Annotated in this window: 18 protein-coding genes; 10 read left to right on the top strand and 8 right to left on the bottom strand. The window is 40.4% G+C overall.

Going from position 1 to position 20,092, the window contains the following annotated elements; genetic code table 11:
* Positions 1-26: 26 nt before the first annotated feature.
* The 4 genes from CH365_RS03100 to CH365_RS03115 all read right to left on the bottom strand — a co-directional run bounded on the left by CH365_RS03100 (position 27) and on the right by CH365_RS03115 (position 4,343).
* Positions 27-743: a hypothetical protein gene (locus CH365_RS03100; protein ID WP_100767149.1), complete on the bottom strand. Its 717-nt coding sequence runs from the start codon at positions 741-743 to the stop codon at positions 27-29.
* Positions 744-2,582, bottom strand: coding sequence for a CHAT domain-containing protein (locus CH365_RS03105; protein WP_100767150.1), 1,839 nt, complete (start codon positions 2,580-2,582; stop codon positions 744-746).
* A gap of 75 nt (positions 2,583-2,657) precedes the next feature.
* Complete coding sequence (locus CH365_RS03110) at positions 2,658-3,398, bottom strand: hypothetical protein (RefSeq protein ID WP_100767151.1); 741 nt, start codon at positions 3,396-3,398, stop codon at positions 2,658-2,660.
* Positions 3,399-3,437: 39 nt separating this feature from the next.
* Positions 3,438-4,343, bottom strand: a complete 906-nt coding sequence (locus CH365_RS03115) for an RNA polymerase sigma factor (RefSeq protein WP_100767152.1) — start codon at positions 4,341-4,343, stop codon at positions 3,438-3,440.
* A gap of 34 nt (positions 4,344-4,377) precedes the next feature.
* Between CH365_RS03115 and CH365_RS03120 the strand changes: the two genes are divergently transcribed.
* On the top strand, positions 4,378-5,286 hold the full coding sequence (locus tag CH365_RS03120) for a M23 family metallopeptidase (protein ID WP_165782566.1): 909 nt from the start codon (positions 4,378-4,380) through the stop codon (positions 5,284-5,286).
* Between the two features lie 47 nt (positions 5,287-5,333).
* Positions 5,334-6,398, top strand: a complete 1,065-nt coding sequence (locus CH365_RS03125; RefSeq protein WP_100767154.1) for a histidine kinase dimerization/phosphoacceptor domain -containing protein — start codon at positions 5,334-5,336, stop codon at positions 6,396-6,398.
* 49 nt (positions 6,399-6,447) lie between these two features.
* Here the strand turns inward: CH365_RS03125 and dnaE are convergent, their stop codons facing one another.
* Complete coding sequence (dnaE, locus tag CH365_RS03130) at positions 6,448-9,969, bottom strand: DNA polymerase III subunit alpha (protein ID WP_208861159.1); 3,522 nt, start codon at positions 9,967-9,969, stop codon at positions 6,448-6,450.
* A 374-nt stretch (positions 9,970-10,343) separates the two neighbouring features.
* Here dnaE and CH365_RS03135 point away from each other — a divergent pair, with 374 nt between their 5' ends.
* Entirely contained in the window at positions 10,344-10,814 is a 471-nt protein-coding gene (locus tag CH365_RS03135) for a GNAT family N-acetyltransferase (protein WP_100767156.1), read from the top strand.
* Between the two features lie 61 nt (positions 10,815-10,875).
* Here CH365_RS03135 and gatB read toward each other — a convergent pair whose 3' ends face one another.
* Positions 10,876-12,333 carry an Asp-tRNA(Asn)/Glu-tRNA(Gln) amidotransferase subunit GatB gene (gene gatB, locus CH365_RS03140; protein ID WP_100767157.1) on the bottom strand — a complete coding sequence of 486 codons (1,458 nt, stop codon included), beginning with the start codon at positions 12,331-12,333 and terminating at the stop codon, positions 10,876-10,878.
* Positions 12,334-12,449: 116 nt separating this feature from the next.
* Here gatB and CH365_RS03145 point away from each other — a divergent pair, with 116 nt between their 5' ends.
* Genes CH365_RS03145 through CH365_RS03160 form a run of 4 tightly spaced genes read left to right on the top strand, consistent with a single transcriptional unit; the run spans position 12,450 to position 14,889 of the window.
* Positions 12,450-13,208, top strand: a complete 759-nt coding sequence (locus CH365_RS03145; RefSeq protein WP_100767158.1) for a ParA family protein — start codon at positions 12,450-12,452, stop codon at positions 13,206-13,208.
* Positions 13,198-13,914, top strand: coding sequence for a hypothetical protein (locus CH365_RS03150; protein ID WP_100767159.1), 717 nt, complete (start codon positions 13,198-13,200; stop codon positions 13,912-13,914). Before CH365_RS03145 ends, CH365_RS03150 begins: the two co-directional genes overlap by 11 nt.
* Positions 13,915-14,601, top strand: a complete 687-nt coding sequence (locus tag CH365_RS03155; protein WP_100767160.1) for a toxin-antitoxin system YwqK family antitoxin — start codon at positions 13,915-13,917, stop codon at positions 14,599-14,601. It begins immediately after the preceding gene.
* Between the two features lie 6 nt (positions 14,602-14,607).
* Positions 14,608-14,889, top strand: a complete 282-nt coding sequence (locus CH365_RS03160; RefSeq protein ID WP_100767161.1) for a hypothetical protein — start codon at positions 14,608-14,610, stop codon at positions 14,887-14,889.
* Here CH365_RS03160 and CH365_RS03165 read toward each other — a convergent pair.
* Together CH365_RS03165 and CH365_RS03170 are read right to left on the bottom strand one after the other, a co-directional pair.
* On the bottom strand, positions 14,845-15,891 hold the full coding sequence (locus CH365_RS03165; protein ID WP_100767162.1) for an LIC_10230 family protein: 1,047 nt from the start codon (positions 15,889-15,891) through the stop codon (positions 14,845-14,847). The genes CH365_RS03160 and CH365_RS03165 overlap by 45 nt on opposite strands.
* Positions 15,892-15,970: 79 nt before the next feature.
* Positions 15,971-16,981, bottom strand: coding sequence for a hypothetical protein (locus tag CH365_RS03170; protein ID WP_100767163.1), 1,011 nt, complete (start codon positions 16,979-16,981; stop codon positions 15,971-15,973).
* A gap of 135 nt (positions 16,982-17,116) precedes the next feature.
* Here CH365_RS03170 and CH365_RS03175 point away from each other — a divergent pair, with 135 nt between their 5' ends.
* The 3 genes from CH365_RS03175 to CH365_RS03185 are packed head-to-tail and all read left to right on the top strand — an operon-like array spanning position 17,117 to position 20,015.
* On the top strand, positions 17,117-18,490 hold the full coding sequence (locus tag CH365_RS03175; protein ID WP_100767164.1) for an ABC transporter permease: 1,374 nt from the start codon (positions 17,117-17,119) through the stop codon (positions 18,488-18,490).
* A 1-nt stretch (position 18,491) separates the two neighbouring features.
* Complete coding sequence (locus CH365_RS03180) at positions 18,492-19,184, top strand: ABC transporter ATP-binding protein (protein ID WP_100767165.1); 693 nt, start codon at positions 18,492-18,494, stop codon at positions 19,182-19,184.
* 6 nt (positions 19,185-19,190) lie between these two features.
* Entirely contained in the window at positions 19,191-20,015 is an 825-nt protein-coding gene (locus CH365_RS03185) for an ATP--guanido phosphotransferase (RefSeq protein WP_208861152.1), read from the top strand.
* Positions 20,016-20,092: the final 77 nt, after the last annotated feature.

Genomic DNA, 20,092 nt, shown 5'->3' on the forward strand with positions numbered 1-20,092 from the left:
ACCAATCCAAATCGATTTTTAAAATTTTAAAGCCTGGGATCGTCCGATTCCAGGCCCAACCATTTTGCCAACCTTTCCGTCCATGAGATTGGAGGAGGGCTTTCCATATCCAATTCGAAAGAAGTGTTCCATAAAGAGATATTTTGGTCGAATTTGATTTTCAGGATTTTCAGAATGATCTCCTTTGAATTTGTAAACCATTCGGAAGAAGGAATTCCTTTTTCGGTCAAGTAACCTTCTATCAGATCTATAGTTCTATAATCCGAAGAAAGAGAAGAATAAGAAAAAGAATCGTCTGCAAATTCGGAGAATACCTTCTCCCATTCATCTGCAAAATTTCTTTCTTTGTTTCTGCAATCGTAAGCCTGGCAGATAGATGCTCCGTAAAAGGAATAATTCTGACTACGCGGATCGCCTGTATAAACAGGATGGATCATACATCCGATTCTACTTCTGACCTTGATCTCTTGAGAGACTCCATTTATTTCTTCGGTAAGCATTCCTAAAAAAGGACAGTTATAGGTGAGTGGGTCTTTCTTTACGTAATTTTTTTCCGCTTCTTCTCTTACCTTTCTGAATTCAGCCATCGTATAAGGTTTGGAGAAGTCCACTGACTCTTTGAAGTTTTTAGTTCTTTCCTTTAAGAGGGTTCTGAATTGATCCGGTTTTAATTCTAGATTGAATAAGCCGCAGCAGGCTCCGCAAGAAAACGGAACATCTGCAGAAGGTTGGCAAAGCCCCACTTATAAACCGCCGTGAGGCAGATTCCCGGGCTTAGAAGGAAGAAATCCTAAGAAAGAGAGTTCCAATTCTTTGGTTTCAGGATTTTCTACTATATTACAGTTCAGAGGGAAGATCTGCATTCTATCTTCGTGGAAAACGATTACCTTTCCTCTATACTTTTCGATCTGCTCTCCAATAAAATCCTGTTTGATCATCGGAGCAGCAACTAAAGAAGATTCGGATTTTATTCCACGGAAGAATAGATGATTATTCGAGTTTGTAGAAACTAAGAAGATACTGATCCTCTCCAATTCTTCTAATTCTGTAAGAAGATTTTCGAAATAATACTGGAAGGTGATCAAATATCCGTCCGCGGATTCTGGTTGGATCTGTCCCTTGGAATACAGATCGATCCATTGGATCATCTTGGAGATTGTATCCTTGTTCGCAAAAAGTATTTCAGGTAGATCCGTTACAACAGGTGTGATTTCTAATTTTCTGAAATCATGGAGGCATTGGAACATCAGTTCCCACCATCTCTCTGTATTATATGCGTCGTCCGGATTATTCGGGATATATTTTCCCAAAGAATGATTTTGATGATCACTAAATAAAATCCCGCCGATCACTTTGGAAAATTCTTCAAATGCAAAGATCAAATGTTCCATCAATTGATAGGAAGTAAGTGATTCTTCTTTCTGTTTTTCAGTGAACTTGTAATAAGAAGCTGCTATCGGATTTGGATAAAATTTGAATATTAAAGAAGGGTTAATGATCTTATGGACAGGTTTTCCTTTTGTAGGATCGGAAACCACTCTGATGATTGGCTGCCCATGCAGACTGTAATTGGTCCAAGTAAGATCGCTTGGATCGTAATTTCTTCTGGCATGTTCCTTTGCTAGATACAGGGACTCGCCTATACTTTTATCAGCGAATAAGTTCGTATAAAATTGGATCGTGAAATCGATCGTATTTTGATTGTCTGCGATTTCCCAGTTAGTGCCTATAAAACTTTTGATCCCGGACATCAAAAAGGATCCGGCAAAATTATTCATCAGATCTGCATTCAGATTTCTGGTAGCACTCTTATTGGATTGGCAAGAGTTGGAGAACACCATATCGGTATTAAATCCTGAGTTTTTGATCTCTCTTGCTTTTAGGATCTTTCCTTCTGAGATCAACCATCCGTTTTCCAAAGGATCATCGGAGAAGTAAAGATGTCCTGAGTAATGGATGATATTCTTTCCTTTGATAAGAGAAAGAAGTTTTAATTTAGTAACTTGGCGTCCGCCTATGAATTCGATCTCTAATCTGGAACTTGGTACCTTCTCGCTTAGAACCCTAAAGATCTGTTCTCCTTCTTTCTGAGCCCATTCTAGATCCTCAGTTGGATCTGCGATGATGAGCATTCGGAGCTTCTCTTTTTCTTTAAAGGCGCCGCTAGAGGATTCTCCTCTTACAGTTTTTCCTATGTAAAATTTATCTGAGAGAAAACAAGTGCCGTCATGTAGGAGTTCCCACGGGATCACTCCTAATTTAGGATCTATATTAAAATGAAGATATTTTTCAGTAGTAAGTCTGAGTTTTTCCTGGATGGCCGCAGGGAAGAATTGATCGTAAAAAGTTTCTCCCAGGATCTTTAGATCATGAAGAATGTCCGTTTCTAGAGTTGGGGTATGCCCTGATTTTTGGTGGATCGCAACGGAAACTCGAACTAAGTTTTCGATTTCCTTAATATATTCTAGAATTAAATCTTCGTCCATAGTGGATTGAAGATGTGACTCTGATCCACTGCCGGAACTATCTAGAATATTGAATACGTTTACGGCACCGACTCTGTCTATGATTAGGTTCAGCATTGGATCTAAAAACTGCGCCTAAGAAGTTTCCTCGCCGTGACATAAGAGTCAGGAAGGAAACTGGTTACAACGCTCTTAATCCAAAAGGATAAAGAGATCTATGGATTTAGACAAGTCTTTTCCCTGAAACTCTACTGTGTACTTTCCTTCTCTCAATCCGGAGAAATTAGTGATCCCTTCGGAGTTGAATTGGTTGGAAAGTATAAATCTTCCGTCCTTAGAAAGATTTACTCTTTGGAAATCTTCCGGTCTTGGACATTCGATTTTGACACTTAAGTAAGCGGTTTCGTCGGTTTCTTGTACGACTTGGTAAGTGAACTTGCAGTCCTTATCCATTTTTTCTTCAAATACGATGAACTCGGAAGAAGAAGGCGATTTTGCTACTGCGGAACGCATAGCAGGCGCGTAATCTACACGAGTGTTGATTTGAAGAGTTTCGATTAGGCTTCCGAAAAGTTGTGCTCCGGATTTTCCTAATTTAACTACGATAGATTCTTTTCCTTGTGCCTTACGGGCTAATTCCATTTCCACATATCTTTTCAGATATTCAGGAAAAGGTTTAACCTGCCAGCCTTCGTTTAGTTCGGCCTTATTCAGATCCAAATCCTCCTGGAAGGATTGGAAAGAATGTGTACGTGAAGCTGAATCGAAGTAGGACTCGCCGGCAGTTTTTAGACTAGCCTGGAGTGCTTCTTCCATTCTAATAAGTTCGTTTTGTAATTCGGTGTCTTTTTCTAGTTTAGTCAACACTTCAGGTTTCCCTTCAAATAGTGACTGGATTATTTCTGGCACCGAGTTTTCGCGGTTGGATTCCATTTGAGTAAGATTCTCCAATAGGTTTTAAGACGATTCTTTCTACTCAGACAATTCGGAAAATTTGAGTTTTTTTTGTATTTTTTCGATCAATCTGAGTAATGTAACGCTCACATTTCCCTCGGTTATCCCTAAAAGGTCAGCAACCTCTCTGTAAGGAGTCCTCGCTAAGAAATGGCCTTTTTTGCGCTTTTCTAAGAGTTTTTTCCGTTGTTCGTATTTCTTCTTTAACGCTTGGGAAGTTTTATCTATTTCTTGAGGGAGTAAGGGGGCTTTCTTAACAGTTACGGTTTGTTTTTCTTTCAGCTCCAGAATATTTAAATATAGAGACGTAATCTTGTCTTCCATACGAATATTCTCTTCTTCCCGCTTAGAAAGTTCAGAGCGAAGGCCTAAAATTTTCTTTTTTATTTCGTCTACACCCAGATTCGTTTTTTCGATCAGGAATTGGATCTCTTCCTCGTCTAGGTTGAGGTAGTATATATAAGAAAGTTTGAAAATTACTCTCTTCTCTACGCCTATCTCTCCCAACACTTGGTGGAAATGTTTGGTAAGCTCTTGCGCCTCTTCCACCAAATCTGGGCGAAGATCCGGCTCGTCTTCAATAGTGGCGTATTCTTTTCCTTCCTTGTTGATCTTTCCAAGGTTGGTCATCTTTAGCTCTCGTTTGGTTCTTTGCCAATCGATGAGCATATTACGTAGAACTGAGTAAAACCATGTTCTAAAACTTGATTTACCTTTGAAGCTGGAAAATCTAGCTCCGGTTTTCAGTCTTTCGAACGCGTATAAGAAGAAATCTCCGGCATCATCTTCACTTAGGTGAAAGATCTTCATCGGAAAATTGTAAATATCTTCGGAATAGGACTCGAAGAACAACTTGAGAGCGGCCTCGTCTCCTTCCCCGCAACGGGTAACTAGGTCGAGGGTTTTATCCTTTGACAAATTCATTCTTTATGTAACCTTGCACCTGAGAGCCAACGATATGAGACGTAGTTTATCCCTCGGAATTATCTTGGCCGCGTTCCATCTAAGCACCTTTGCGCAAAACGATAAAGTAATAAATTTTCTTTTCCCGGTGAAAACCGACGGAATCGAGAATAAGGTTACCTCCGTATTCGGAGAATCTCGGGGGGACCATTTTCATAACGGAATGGACATTGCATCTACGGGAGAACCTGTTTTGGCGATGGCAGAGGGCAAGATCCTCTATTCGCGGTTTGGCGAAGATGATCCTTTTGGGGAAGAATTCGGGACAGGCAACTCTGTTTGGCTCGATCACGGAAATGGGACCTATTCTTCCTATTACCATTTGAAAGACGGTCGGCTCCCGGGACTTTTAGAAGAACGTCTAGTCGCAGGCGGAGAAAAAATCGCCTATACCGGAAATACCGGACACTCAAGCGGTGCCCACCTACACTTTGTTTTACTGAAAGACTTTGGAAAGATCATCCAAGATCCTATGAAGGTTTTGCCTATCGTAGAAGATGAGAATCCTCCAGTGATCGGAAATCTACTTATTCATCAGGACGAATATAAATACAGCCAGGTGAATGATGGGGACAATATCAATATTTCTAAGGCCTTTCCCGTGACTGTCGGTATCCAAGATGCGGGAAAAAAATCGGGCCAAAGAAGAGGTGTTTCTCAGATCCAAGTTTCCTTGAATGGACAATTATTGAAGAAGGCCAGCTTTTCCAATCTACATTACGAAAAAGGAGAATGGAAAAACTCGGAAGGGTTCCCATTTGCAGACCTTTATTATAAGGACCAATATTTGGTAGGTAATCTGGATTTCCGAAATGGAGAGAATGTGATCAAGGTTCTTGCCTGGGACTTTCGTCAAAACCTTACCGAAAAAACTTTCACCTTCTACGTAAACCGCATCCGTTAACCGTCCAATAGGTCATCTATCCGCTCTTTCGGAAAATAGGTGCCCTTATGTTTGAAGTCGCAGATATCCCAGGTTTACCTCGCAAAAAATATCTTTTAGGGATCGCTATAGTCGTCGGTTTGATGTCTGCAGGGATATTGGGCTTCGAGAATTTAATCGGCAATCATACATTCAGACCCGGATATACTATTGCTGGGATCACTTCTATCCTTTGTTGTTTTTTACTTTATAAGTCCAGATATAAAGAAGCTGTCTATCTTTCTTCTTTTCTTTTCGCTTTAGCTTTGGGACTCGGGGTAGTTTATGGTCCCGGTGTTAAGAGCGCTGCAGTTTGGTTTCCGGTTTTAGTTTTTTTCCAGCTATACTTTTTCAATCGTAAGATGGCGGTCCTATCAATGTTTTATTGTTTAGGTCTTTTATTCTGGAAGACGGGTGTTCCGATCGGAACTAGTGGAAATGAGATCTATACTGATTCGATCGCATCTCTTTGTGTTCTTACGTTATTCGCTGTTTTAATAGGTGCGAATATGGACAAATTGATTTTGGATAAGGATGTTCTTTTAAAAGAGCTCTCTCACCGAGTCAGGAATAATATGCAAGTTATCTTAGAGATGGTTTCCTTTCTGAAAGATTCGGAACATTCTATGGAAACTAGGAACGTTTTGCAGATCTTAGAAAGAAGAATATTGGCTCTTTCTTCCGTTCATGCAGTCTCCCAAGATGCGGAACATATACAAAGTGTTTCTATCGGAGAAGTGATGGAAGATTATCTAAACCGTATCGTTTCCAAATATAAGGCTCTCCCCAATTTGGACCCCGTAGCAAAACATTATCAGCTGGATGTGAAAGAAGCAAACCTTCTTCTTTTAGTTTTAGGAGAGATCGTTTCCGAAACTTCTGAATCGGTTACGAATCATGTGGAAGATCTGAAAATTAGTTTTAGAAATCCTACTGTCAAAACTTTAGAATTACAAGTGGAAGGAGCAAGTTTAGTAGAAGGGGATTGGAGTCGTTTTTCTAGAGATTTGTTAAGCCATTCCGGTGGGAATTTAAAAGTGGATCCGAGCGGCGCTGGAAGAGTATCTGCTAGCTTAGTAACTTTAAGAAGATAGATTTTAAACTCTATTTTTCCAATCTTCTGAACTGATCCTATAAAGGAATTTAGATCTTAACCGCTTGTTTGGTTCCGTTCGTTCCATAGACTCTGATATTGTCTCCGAAACTTTCGTATACAGTTTCTTCTCCTAATAATGTAACCAATCGATTCATCAATTCAGGATTTGGCTGTACTGAGTAATGATTATGTGCGCGGATTACTTTTTTCTCTTCGTCGCCGGAGATTAGATGGAAATATACTTGGGAATTTCCTTGGTAGGCAGCAAGTAATGTGTGGAGTTGGCCAATAATATCCGGCATTTTTCTGTGTCGGTCTCCGAGTTTGATATGAAGTGCCTTTTCCATTTTGTCTTCGATGGTGGCGTCGTTCAAGATCTCAAAACTGTTTACTTTGATCTGTCCTCTGAGCTCGGATTCTCCAGCTTCTATCCTGTCCAGATCTCCTTTTAGAAATACCGCCTGATCTTCTTTTATAAGTTCCTTAAATCTTTGGTACACTTTAGGGAAGGCCACACATTCTATTTCTCCAGTGCGATCTTCCAGTTTGAAGTTTACAAATTCTTCTTTTTTCTTGGTGAACTTGATCTTTAAAGAAGTAAGGATTCCTACTACTTCTACCTTATTGCCTGCTTTGATATTGTCTAATGTTTCGATCGGAATCGAGTTCAGGCTTTTTAAATGGCCTTGGTATTTATCTAAAGGATGTCCGGAAAGGAAAAGCCCAGTGACGGATTTTTCTCTCCTTAGCTTATCTTCCATTTCCCATTCGTCTGCGTCTTTAGGAAGTTTTAATTCGTAAGTAAGTCCACTATCTCCAAAAAGAGAGAATTGGCCTTCTCTGGATCTTTCCTGTTCTTTTTGTGCGAAAGAAACTAAACTATCCATGGATTCGAATAAACATTTTCGAGTATAACCGAAAGAATCTAAGGCACCACCTTGCACTAACGCTTCGAGTATCTTCTTGTTCAAGACTCTAGTGTCTATATTAGTCATGAACTCGGTGATTTCTTTGAAACCTCCGAGTTTCTTTCTGGCTTGGATGATATTTTCTGCTGCGCCTTCTCCCACACCTTTCATTGCGGAGATACCGAATCGAATGGTTTGATCATCGATTACGGAGAAAGATACGTCGGACTCGTTTACATCCGGAGTCAAAACACTGATCCCCATTTCTCGAGCGTTATTAATGTACTTTGTAATATCCGTCGTTTTGGAATGATCTCCCGCAAGCAATGCGGCCATATATTCCGTCGGATAATTGGCCTTCATGTAAGCGGTTTGATAAGTGACTAACGCGTAAGCAACGGAGTGGGACTTATTGAATCCGTATCCTCCGAATTTTTCCAACTGATCGAAAAGTTCTTCTGCAAATTTTTTTGCGTGGCCTTGTTTTTGGGCACCTTCGATGAACTTAATCCGTAACGGATCCATGAGTTCTTTTTTCTTTTTAGCCATAGCTTTTCGGAGCATGTCCGATTCGCCCATAGTGTATCCGCCCACAACTCGGGAGATACTCATCACCTGCTCTTGGTAAACAGTGAGTCCGAACGTTTCCTTTAAAATAAGTTCACAAGAAGAATGTGGATATGTGACCGGCTTTTTACCGCTCTTACGCTCTAAATATTCCTCTAACATCCCTGATTCCATCGGACCAGGGCGATACAGTGCGATCAAGGCTACAATCTCATCAAAGTTAGAAACCTGGCTTCGAGCAACAAGGTCCGTAATACCGGTGGATTCTAACTGGAAGATCCCAAGTGTATTCGCTTTTCTTAATAAAGCATAAGTGTTGGCATTATCCAGAGGAATTTTATCTAAATCTAATTCGATTCCTCTTCTTTCTCGAACAAGTTTGATTGCATAGTTTAGGGTCGTTAAGTTTTTTAGACCCAGGATATCCATCTTGATCAGACCGACGGATTCCAAATTGTTTTTTTCGTACTGAGTTACGATGGAACGAAAACCAGGTCTTTCTTTCTCCGCAACGGTGGAAAGAGGGACCACTTCTTCTAAAGGAAAAGGAGAAATCACTACACCTGCCGCGTGGCGTCCCGGTTGCCTATGATTTCCTTCTAAACGTTTTGCGATCGCGAATATCTTTTTGTTTAAGTCGTCTTTTTCGCTGGCTTGTTTTAAGTCTCCCGACATCGCAAGAGCTTCGTCGATAGTGATACCAGGTTTGCTAGGACAATAGCTTGTGAGTTTGTTGGATTCTTCGTAAGGAAGATTCATTACTCTGGCAACGTCTTTGAGTGCCGCTTTTGCACCTAGAGATCCGAATGTGATAATCTGGCCGACTCTATCTTCTCCGTATTTTTGGCGAATATAATTGATTACTTCTTCTCGGCGTTCTACGCAGAAGTCCGTATCGATATCCGGCATGTCCTTTCTGTCCGGGTTCAAAAATCTTTCGAAGAGTAGATTGAATTGTAAAGGTTCTACGTTCGTAATTCCAAGTGCGTAAGCAACGATGGAACCTGCTGCGGATCCTCTTCCAGGACCTACAGGGATCCCGGTTTTTTTGGCGAAGTTGATATAATCCTGAACGATCAAGAAATAACCGGCAAAGTGCATATTCTTGATCGTGTTTAGCTCGAACTCTACCCTTTCTTTGATCTCGGAAGTAACTTGAGGATAACGTTGGCGAATTCCTTCCCAAACCAAATTTTCCATAAAGCCGTATTCATCAAAACCGTCCGGAACCGCGAATTCAGGCAAAAGATAATTGCCGAATTTTAATTTAAGATCTACTTTATCACGAACTTCTAATGTAGAATAAAATGCTTGAGGGAGTTCCGGAAAGAGAGACTTCATTTCCGCAGGACTTTTTACGTAGAAGTGTTGGTTGAACCCGAACTCCATCTCGTCTTCGATCGTTTTTCTCATTCCGATACGAAGCAGAATGTCCTGAGCTTCCTTATCGTCTTTTTTCAAGAAGTGAGAATCGTTCGTGACTACTAATTTGATCCCGGTTTTTTGAGCGAGATCGTATACACCTTTTGCAACGATATCCTGTTCGGGAATCCCGTGGTTTTGGATTTCTAGATAGAAGTCTTCTTTATTAAAAATTTCGTTTAGTTTACCTGCAAGTTGGAAGGATTCCGGAGCCTTACCTTCTAAAATTTTGCGGTTCACTTCTCCCGCGAGGCAAGCGGTAAGGCATACTAGGCCATCGCTATGCCTGTCTAGAAGATCGTAGTCGATCCTTGCCTTCTTATAAAAACCTTCGGTATAAGATTTACTCGCGAGCTTTATTAGATTTTTATAACCTACTTCGTTTTTGGCAAGAAGGATGAGATGATATGCGTTTCCGTCGGCGATCTTAAATTCTTCCGTTTCCGCTTTTCTGTTCGGGGAAACGTAAAATTCGCATCCGATGATCGGTTTTACACCGGCCTTGGTCGCTTCGTTATAAAATTCTATGGCACCGAACATGTTTCCATGGTCCGTCATTGCCACAGAACTCATGCCGAGCTCCTTAACATGCTGCATTAGCTCTTTGATACGGATCGCCCCGTCGAGCATAGAGTAGGTTGTGTGGAGATGAAGGTGGGCGAAGTCTTCCATACCAAGGGACATAATAGAAATTGGGTCCTACCTCCGTCAAGCGGAGTAGCCGGAAATCTTAAAAACCGGCCTGGGATTTCCGTATCGAAATGTCAGAATTTCCCGAAGGCTTTCCCCTGCGAATCATAATGGGAAAAAATAATAAAATCTATCTTTTATAGAATGCTTCTCTAAGGCGATTCACCTAAGTCTAATCCGACTTATCTAAAAGACCCTCTTGAAGTAATTTCCACTACTTATGGATCGGAAAATATTTCAAAAATAAGAGAAAGCGGATGAAAGTTTAAGAAAACGATAAGGGAGAAGATACAATTTAGAAAATCGAAATAGACTTTAAAACGCGGATATTGTTTTTAATCTCTTCGAAAACAAAAATGCAAAAAGAAAATTCAATCAGCCTAAGAATTGCCAGCCGTTCCGATCTAGAAGAGCTTTCGGAATTATTCGACCTTTACCGTAAGTTTTACGGATTTACTTCCGATCTTGTTGGAGCCAAAAAGTTTCTAGAAGATAGACTTTTACATAAGGATTCCGTATTGATCGTTGCGGAAGGAGGAGAAGGATTACTAGGTTTTGCACAACTGTATCCTATCTTCTCTTCATTATCTTTAAAAAGAGATTATATACTCAACGATCTATATATTAGAGAAACGGAACGCAGAAAAGGAACCGCTAAAAAAATCCTGAAGGAAGTTGCAAATCATATTGTAGAGCACGGAGGTAAAGGAATGGGATTGGAAACTCATCCGGATAATCGCCACGCGAGACATTTATATGAACGTTTCGGCTTTAAGTTAGAAGAGGAGTTTTTGCATTATTACTGGGCCGCTCCCAAGGAAAAATAATTCTACTTAGGAAATTAGGTTACCTGAAAATTTTAATCGCAGGTAACCTATGCTTATAATCTCAACCTTTAGGAGGTAAAGGACCTAATTTATCCAGTAACATCTGGTTTACTAGATTCGGGTCTGCCTTTCCTTTGGAAACTTTCATTACATAACCTACGATTGCGCCTAGAGCCCTGTCCTTACCTGATTTGTATTTTTGGACAGCATCTTCGTTTGCTGCGATTGCCTCGTCTACGATCCTTTCGATCTCTTTATCGTCTCGAACTACGATCAGATTTTTTTCGGTTACGATGGTTTCAGGATCTTTGTCTGTTCCGAGCATTTCTTCGAAGACAGTTTTGCCGATCTTACCTGAAATTTTTCCATCCGCGATTAGTTTTACTAAGCCGCCGATTCTTTCCGGGCTAACTTTAAATTCGGAGATAGTAATACTTTCTTTATTAACAATTCCTAATACTTCGTCTTTGACCCAATTGGAGGTCTTTTTGGCGTCTCCGGAAACTTTGAGTGCACTTTCGTAATAATCAGCAATTTCTCTTTCCGCAGTTAGAACTTCTGCATCGTATTTAGGGAGTCCTAATTTTTCTACAAATCTGTCTCTTCTGGCATCAGGAAGTTCCGGAAGAGATTTGCGGATATTTTCTACCGTTTCTTTGCTCAGAATTACCGGAGGAAGGTCCGGATCCGGGAAATATCTATAATCATGGCTCATCTCTTTGGTTCTCATTGTGAGAGTTACATTAGAAGCGGAGTCCCAAAGTTTGGTTTGTTGTGGGAAAGTTTTTCCCTGAGTATACATATCTCTTTGCCATTCTACTTCGTAATCGATGGCAGCTTTAACCGCTTTGAATGAGTTTAAATTTTTAATCTCTACTCTTGTTCCGAATTTGTCCGAACCTTTCGGACGAATGGAAACGTTCGCGTCGCAACGAAGGGAACCTTCTTCCATATTACAATCAGAAACTCTAATATATCTAAGTACCGACTTGAGAGCTAAAAGATAATAGTATGCTTCGTCGGAAGAACGCATGTCCGGTTCGGAAACGATTTCGATCAAAGGAGTTCCTGCGCGGTTTAAGTCCACATAAGACTGAGGAATTTTAGGATCCGCGGAGTGTATTAATTTTCCGGCATCTTCTTCTATATGGATGCGTGTGAGGGTTACTGATCTAGGCTTGTCTTCTCCCTTAACGGTAAAAGAGATTTTGCCACCTTCGCAGATGGGTCTGTCGAATTGGGAAATTTGATAACCTTTGGGAAGATCCGGATAAAAATAATTTTTTCGATCAAACTTAGTGTGAAGAGTAATATTAGAGCCGAATGCCAAGCCCGCCATGATTGCTTTGGTCAAAGCTTCTTCGTTTAAGACAGGAAGAGAGCCGGGAAGTCCCAAACAAACTGAGGAAACCTGAGAATTAGGAGCTGCTCCGAACTTAGAAGGGCTATCGGAGAAAACTTTGGAATCCGTGTTTAATTGAGCGTGTACTTCCAAACCGATGATTACTTCGTATTCCATTAGGGCTCCCTTGCCTCAGTCTTCAAAAGACTCGGAAATTTATCCTTATCCTTGAAATTTTAGAGGCCTATGGAGTTATTCTTCCAAGAGGACCAGTACCGGCAACGGATTTTTGAATGAAACAAACTCTTTGTATAGCCAATCAAAAAGGAGGAGTGGGAAAAACTACCACATCTGTCCATCTTGCTGTAGGTCTTGCCAGAAAGGGAGAAAGGGTTTTACTCATAGACCTGGATGCCCAGAACAATGCGAGTTCCGTGTTCCCGGAATCTTCTACCAAAAATGGTAAGGACTCTTTTTTACTTTTTAGCGAGAAGGTCCCAATTCGCGAACTGATCACTCAGACCAGGATTCCCGGTTTGAATTTACTACCTGCCTCTTCTAAACTTTCGCAAATTGATGTTCTTCTTTCCGGAAAAATGGACGGTTTTTTTGTTTTGAAAGAAGCCTTGGAAACAGTTCAAGGTGATTTTGATTGGGTGGTGATCGATTGCCCTCCTAGTCTTTCTTTAATCACTATGAATGCGTTTGTAGCCGCGACAGGAGTTATTGTTCCATTACAGATCTCTAAGTTTTCTTTGGATGGGATAGAAGCGATCTTAGAAGCCAAAAATCATACTGTAAAAAGGTTTAATCCTAATCTGAAAATTTTAGGAGCATTATTGACCTTATTCCAACAAAGGACCACGATGTCTCAAACGGTCGTTCCGATGATTGAAGAACATCTTCGTCTATTCGAATCTAAAATTCCTCCCTCTGTAGCAGTGGAAGAGGCACATTTATTGAACCAGTCTTTATACGAATACCAGCCCAAAAACAAAACGACCAAGGCCTACCAACAATTCACAGACGAGGTCTACTCTTTTGGCGGGTAAGAAGGACTTATTAAAAAAGGCAGCTGGAGCTGCTGTCCAAAAAACATTAGGGGGAGAAGTTTCCCCGGATGCAAAACCGGATCCTAAAATCTCGGAGAAGCCCGCGGTTTCCGAATCGGTTTCTCCTATTTCTTCTGAACCGTCTCGTTCTGTTCCGGAACAAAGGGAGACTTATTCTAGTCCTTCAGAAGCGCCCGAAAGCCGGGAAAAACAATTGCCCAAAAAAGAGCCCATTTTCAAGCTAAACAACGGTATGAGGATAGAAGAATACACACAAACGGGACTCCGTGATTCTAACGGAAATAAAAAATGGATCCGCATTCTCGGTGTCTTCTTTGTATTGATCTTTGTTTGGTGGCTCTGGCCTTCTAAACATGAGATCTATATGGATGTAGATAAAATGACTCCGGACAAGGTCTCCGGAATGGGTTCCGAAAAAGAGTATCATTTCACTCACGGACAGGACTTTTTCATTTATTATAAAAGAGGCGGTTGGTTCTCTCCTGATAAGATCAAACTTACGATCTATAAGGTGGATGAATCTAAGGAAGAGATCAGCGTTCAGGAAAAAGAATTTAAACGCAGATTCGATAAATTCCAAACTTACTATGATGATTCTTTCTTCGATGACGAAGGCGCATACGAAGCAGAGATCAAAGACGAGAATGGAGAAATTCTCGTGACCAAAAAATTCACCATCGACTAGATGAAATTTTCAAAATTTATAATATTCTTCATTTGCTCCTTTGCATTTTTTTGTGAATCTGCTGAGAAACCTAATGGTCTTCCTCCGGGTGCAAAATACGACAAGAACATGAACGCATATATTTTGAACGAGCCGGGTCTCTCCAGAATATATTATGATAATGGAAAGTTGTATTTTGAATGTCCTTTAGATGAGAATAAACTCTATCATGGATTATGCAAATCCTATCTTAGATCCGAAGAAGGGGTTTCTTCCCAAGGAAAATACGAACACGGCTCCAAAATCGGGGACTGGATCTGGTATTTTGCAGACGGCAAACCCTATATCAAACAACGATTCGGAAGCGAGATCAAAGTCGAATTCGCCAAAATTAATGGCGATGAAGGAAACGAAGAAGGTCCGTACGAGAGATACTATCCGGAAGGAACTCTGGAAGTAAAAGGCAGTTATAAGAACGGGCAAAAATCCGATTTTTGGCAGAAATACTTCAAAGACGGAGAATTGGAATATTCGGGTTATTATTCTAAAGGGAGAAAGATCCGCACCTGGTTCTATTATTTCCCAAACAGACAAACCGAGTCTGTCGAAGTTTTTGATGAAAAAGGTAATTTTTTATCTAGAACTATTTTTTCCCCCGGCGGAAAAGTTCTCTGCGAAGTTCAGAAAAAAGAATCTCGCTGCGGATAATATTTAGTGGATCCTAGAAATCTCAAACTTGAGAAGTTTGCAGCCTGGGGATTCTTTGTCATTACGGTTTACTTAAGTTTTTATCTCACTCTGAATCATTATGCGGGAGAAGGTTTTATACTTTCCTTGGCGATAACCCATTTGGGCATATTTATTGCGTTCAGAAGAGTGTTAGACAGATTAAGTTATTCTGTTTTATCTTTTTCTCATATTGTTCTTTGTTATTGGCTGGGAAAGAACGCTTTAGAGATTTTGTCTACTATCGATGGATGGAAACAGGGATTCTAAGGCCCCGAAATTAATCGTCAGCAGAATGAATAAGAAAAAAATAAACACAATCACCAAAATCAGGACTAAAAGTATCATCAAAGCGATCCTGATAAATCTTACCTGCAGATAACTGATGCCCAAAGCCAAATTTTGGTAAGTACTCAAATCAGTACTTCTTCCGAATTTAAGATAATTCCGGATATAAAATGCGGAAATCGCTATTACCGCGCCTGCGATCAGAATCCCGAAAGGTTCCGAATAATTTTTTTGGAGAACGAATAGTGGAATATAAACTATATTTCCGATCAAAGTTCCTAATGCCACAATTCCTAAAAAGTGAAGAAGTGCGGTGCCAAAAGAATAGTTCCAGCTATTTTCGGACCTAAATTCAGATTCGTCTTCTCTTAGATTTTTAAGAGAATGAAAACGGTCCGCTTCATCGTTTGAAAAAAGTTTTCCGATTGTGAATATCAGATAAACCATACCTATGATCCAGGCGAATGCCAAAAATAGGGCAGGTATCACCCAAAAAAGATCTTCCGTTCTTCCAGAACTTGCCGCGGCCAAAGCGATATTCGGCATACTGAAAAGTCCGTGAATAAAACCGAAAAAGTACAGGATTCTATTTAAGAATGTGTAGAAAAATGCTCTGAAATAAAGGGAAAGAAAAGAAGTCAGAGAAAGCATCGCCAAGAATACATAAAAGAAGATCTGCATTTTTTGTCCGAGTAGGACTCTTCCTAATCTGTTTTTGATCTCTTCCGGTTGTGAATCATTCGGAAGACTCGGATCTTCTATCTCTTTTATGATCTTTTCAGTTAGAAGCATTTGAGAGATCGCTCCACCTTGGAAATAAAATCCTGAGATAGGTTCTCTTGCGCTCCCGTCCAACAAGGCTTCCATTGTAGCTGTGTCATTTGTATTTAGAAATGTAGGTTGTAGGAAAAGTTGAAACCCGCTAACCAATAGAAGTACGAAGGGGATAATATAAGTGATGATCAATTTGATGCGAGATTTCATATCGTAATCCGTCGATAGGGCTATGATTTTACTAAGCTGGATTCTCTCCATCCAAAAAGTTATGAGAGAAAGACTTCACTTAAAGTAAGAATACAAAAATCGCAATCATTCCAATCCCCACAACTCCCAATGCGATCAATACAGTCAGAAGAAGACTGGATTCTCCCGCTTCTAAGGAAGCGTTGGAAGCTGCGGAGGAAGTTTGGCCGGATTTGGAGGAGACCGGTTTTTCCCCAGTGTAAAGCCTTACCTTGATGGAATTTTCTTCTTCGTAAATTTTACCGAAGACATCGTTTCCAATTTTGATTATGGTTTCATTCTCCACACCCTTGTTCTCTGTTGCGACAACAGTAGCTGGAATTGGTTTAATACTTCCGTCTTCGGTTTTGAGTTTCATAGAATCTATGATTCCCAAAGTAGTAGGATCGTTTCCTGTGAGTTGAACAACAATTTGGTCACCTGGCTTGAGCTGGTTGACTGGAATTCCGGAAACAGGGGAAAGGATAAATTTAAACTGAACTCTTGCCGCAGTCGGAGGAATGGAAGCATCTATTCCAGTCGGGACTCCGATCGGGATTGTAGGAAGTTCTTCGGGAGCAGATTCTTCATGAGCTTCTTCGGAATCTAAAGTCTCAAACGAAGATTTTCCGGAACCTGCCTCATCTATCTTGTCTCGATCGATTAGAGAATACCAAAGACTGATATCCGGTTTGGAATTTCCCATTGCTTGGTTTTGGATCTGGTTGATCAGGTATCTAATCTTTTCGTCTTCACGCTTATTGATATAATGAATGAGCTGCTCCATGAAATCGTCGGAGCGACCACTATTCTGGAATAATTCCTGAAGTTTATTGGTAAGGTTTTTAAGTTGTTTGCCTTCGTATTTGATCTTTTGACAGATATTGGTGATGTCTTTGTAGGTGGTTCCGGATAACGGAATATTGATCAACTCGCTGTTTCCAACGGCGACCACCTCGAATCTATCGATCCGACTGGAAACCGGATCTACGATTCCCCCAAATAAGATGTAAAGAGAGGAAGCACCGTCCCTAGACTGAAATAATAAGGAATATACTTGTTCGGATGGCATAAAATTTCGAATGAAAGACCGATCCTACTATGAGGCCAAATCGGTATCGACTTTTTTTTGACATCCTGCATCGGAATCTTATAATTGTCAAACTAAGGAAATTTGCGGATATGTTTAATTTCACCCGCCCAACTGATGAATTTCTTCTTTCATAGATCCCCCCTAATCCTACTTCTAACTTCCCGCTATATTCGAGGATCCAGAGTCACAGGATTGCTTTCGATCAAGTCCAGGATTTCGTTTATCGTGATGGCTGTCGGAGTCGCCCTGCTCATCGTAGTACTTTCTATCTTCAACGGATTCCAGAGGCAACTTAAGGAATCCCTGTGGCAAGGCGGAGAACATATTACAATTGAAAGCAGTTCCAATGGCGGAGAGATCCGAGATTATCAAAAAATCATCAAATACATACAAAAGGATCCGGAGCTCAAAGACAGGATTATTTCTGTAGAGGGTGGGATCCAAAGTCATGGGCTTATCCAAAGATATAACGTATTTTATCCTGTTCTTATCAAGGCAGTCGCGGTTCCAAACGTAGACGCGTTAATAGAAAATAAACTTCATAACTTCCCAAGAGTGGTTCATTACGATAGAGAAGAGCTTGGTCATTTAAACCGAGAGAACTATATCATACTGGGAAAAGAGATGGAGGATCTTTATAATTTCAGTTTGGGGAAACAACTTACTTTAGCGGTTCCTGGGGGAAGGTTTTCTCTTGGAAAAGGAGTAGAAGTAAGCGTTCAAAATTTCAGAGTCTCCGGGTTTTTTAAAACAGGGAATTATAAGTTCGATTCCAGTTTTGTTTACATGGCATTGCCGGTGGCTCAGAAGTTTTTCAAAATGAAAGATTCTGTAAATCAGATCACGATTAAAGCAAAATCTTTGGATGACCTTGCGATCAGTAAACGTAAATTGTACAAACTTTTTAATAGCTTAGAATTCGAACAAGAAGTGGATGTCGCTTCTTCGCTATCCGTGAGAACGATTGCCGAAGAACAGGAAAATCTATTAGCCGCCCTGCAATTGGAAAAGACGATCATCTCTATTATCGTTTTCTTATTTATTATCTTAGCAGCTCTTGGAATGGTCGCATCCGTATATTCTTTGGTGCGCGCAAAACGAAAGTCTATAGGTGTTCTTAAAGCCTTAGGACTTCCTGCTTCCGATATTCTACTCATTTTTACGTTGAATGCAATGCTTGTTGGAATTTTGGCTTCTTTGACTGGGGGAGTTACTGGAATATTTTTAGCAAACTCCCTCGATAGCATAATTGGTTATATAGAAGAAATCATTAATATGGTGGGACTTTCTTTCACAGGTTCCGATTGGACACCTGTGGAGTTAGTTCCTAAACGGATCTATTATTTCGATAAACTGCCTGTGGATATTAATATACCTTTTATTTTTATGGTTACCACTGCTGCTACGATACTTTCCGGGATTGCCGGATACTTCCCCGCAAGATGGGCTGCGAGTTTGAATCCTGTCGACACCATAAGGAACGACTAACGTGAGCATTATTAAAATCCGAAATCTGGTTAAAAAGTATCATATCCTGGAAAAAGAATTTTCCGTTTTGGATGGATTGGATATGGACGTGGAAGAAGCTGAAATTTTTTCCATCGAAGGAAAATCCGGGATCGGAAAATCCACTCTTCTAAACATATTAGGAACGATGGATAGTTTCGATTCAGGAGAAGTCGAAGTCTGTGGTATTAATCTAAGTAATTTGGATGAAAAAGGAAAGGAAAGTTTCCGTGCTGAAAAGATTGCATTTATCTTCCAACATCATCTTCTCCTTCCCGACTTCTCTGCTTTGGAAAATGTAAGCATTCCACTTTTGATTAAAGGTTATTCTACCTCTAAAGCTGAGAAAGAAGCAATCTCCATGTTGGAAAAAGTAGGATTGAAAGAAAGAATCCACAGTCATCCTTCTCAGTTGTCTGGAGGAGAAAGTGCAAGAGTAGGCGTGGCAAGAGCACTTGTTGCAGGAAAAAAACTAATCTTAGCAGATGAGCCTACGGGAAACTTGGATAGAGAGAATTCTAGAAATCTAATGGGTCTAATCCAAGAATTACAAAAGGACCTTAGATTCAGTCTAATACTTGTGACTCACGATATGGAACTGGCAGCGCTTGCCCATAAAAGAAACCAGATCTTCCAAGGAAAACTTCAAGCCGCTTCGGTCCCGCAGACGGTATAAATAGTTATGGATGGCTGTATTTATTGCGGCTTATCCCTTCTCGACTGGAAAAATCGGGGAAAGATTGGATGTGCTCATTGTATCCAATTTTTGGGAGAAGAATATACCAAGTTTATTCCGATCCAGGCACCTTCCGATTGGGAACCGCCTTCTCATTTTCCTGCAATTGAGACTTGGGAAAAATTCAGAAAAAAAAAATGGGAAGAAGGTTTGTCTTATATAGATTCTCAGGGCTTACCGTTTACATATAGGTTCCGTATTGCTAGAAATCCAAAACATTCTACCTATACCAAACGTACCGAAAAAACGGACCAGTTCTTATATTCGTTTCTAGAAGAGAATGATTCCCTGCCAGAGGATCTAAATTCCGGGAAAAAACTACCGATCCTAGAATTAAAACAAAGAATTCCCTGGAATTCGGGGACATTAGTAATGGGAGACGAGGATCATATTCGCTGGGAATGTGTGACCGATTCCCTACTTGAATTAAACTCTGTCTTAAAATCCGATTTTTTAACGAAATTCGAGGCGGAAGATAAGTTTGATTTTCAAAAAGGGATCGGATTTATCAATTCCTGTCCTACCAATTCCGGTTTTGGAGACAAACTTTCTGTTTCCATTCCGGCAAGACTTGCGGACTCGGGAGAGTTAAGGGATTTCAGACTGCCTACGGACTGGGGCTTCTATCGGGAAGAATTGAAGGGCAGATTGGTTTTTTTCCGAAAAAATTTCGGCCCAAATAGAAAAAATTCCTTTTTCAATTTGGTTTCGTATTTAGCCTTACTGGTAATAAGCGGAAAAGAAGGGACAAAAGCCTCATTTGCCCCGTAATCCTTTTTGGTTAACTAGTCCGATATATTCTTTAAGGGAGATTCCGGCTCCCAGTTGGAAATTGGATGCGAATACAG

The organism is Leptospira neocaledonica, assembly GCF_002812205.1.
Taxonomy (GTDB): domain Bacteria; phylum Spirochaetota; class Leptospiria; order Leptospirales; family Leptospiraceae; genus Leptospira_B; species Leptospira_B neocaledonica.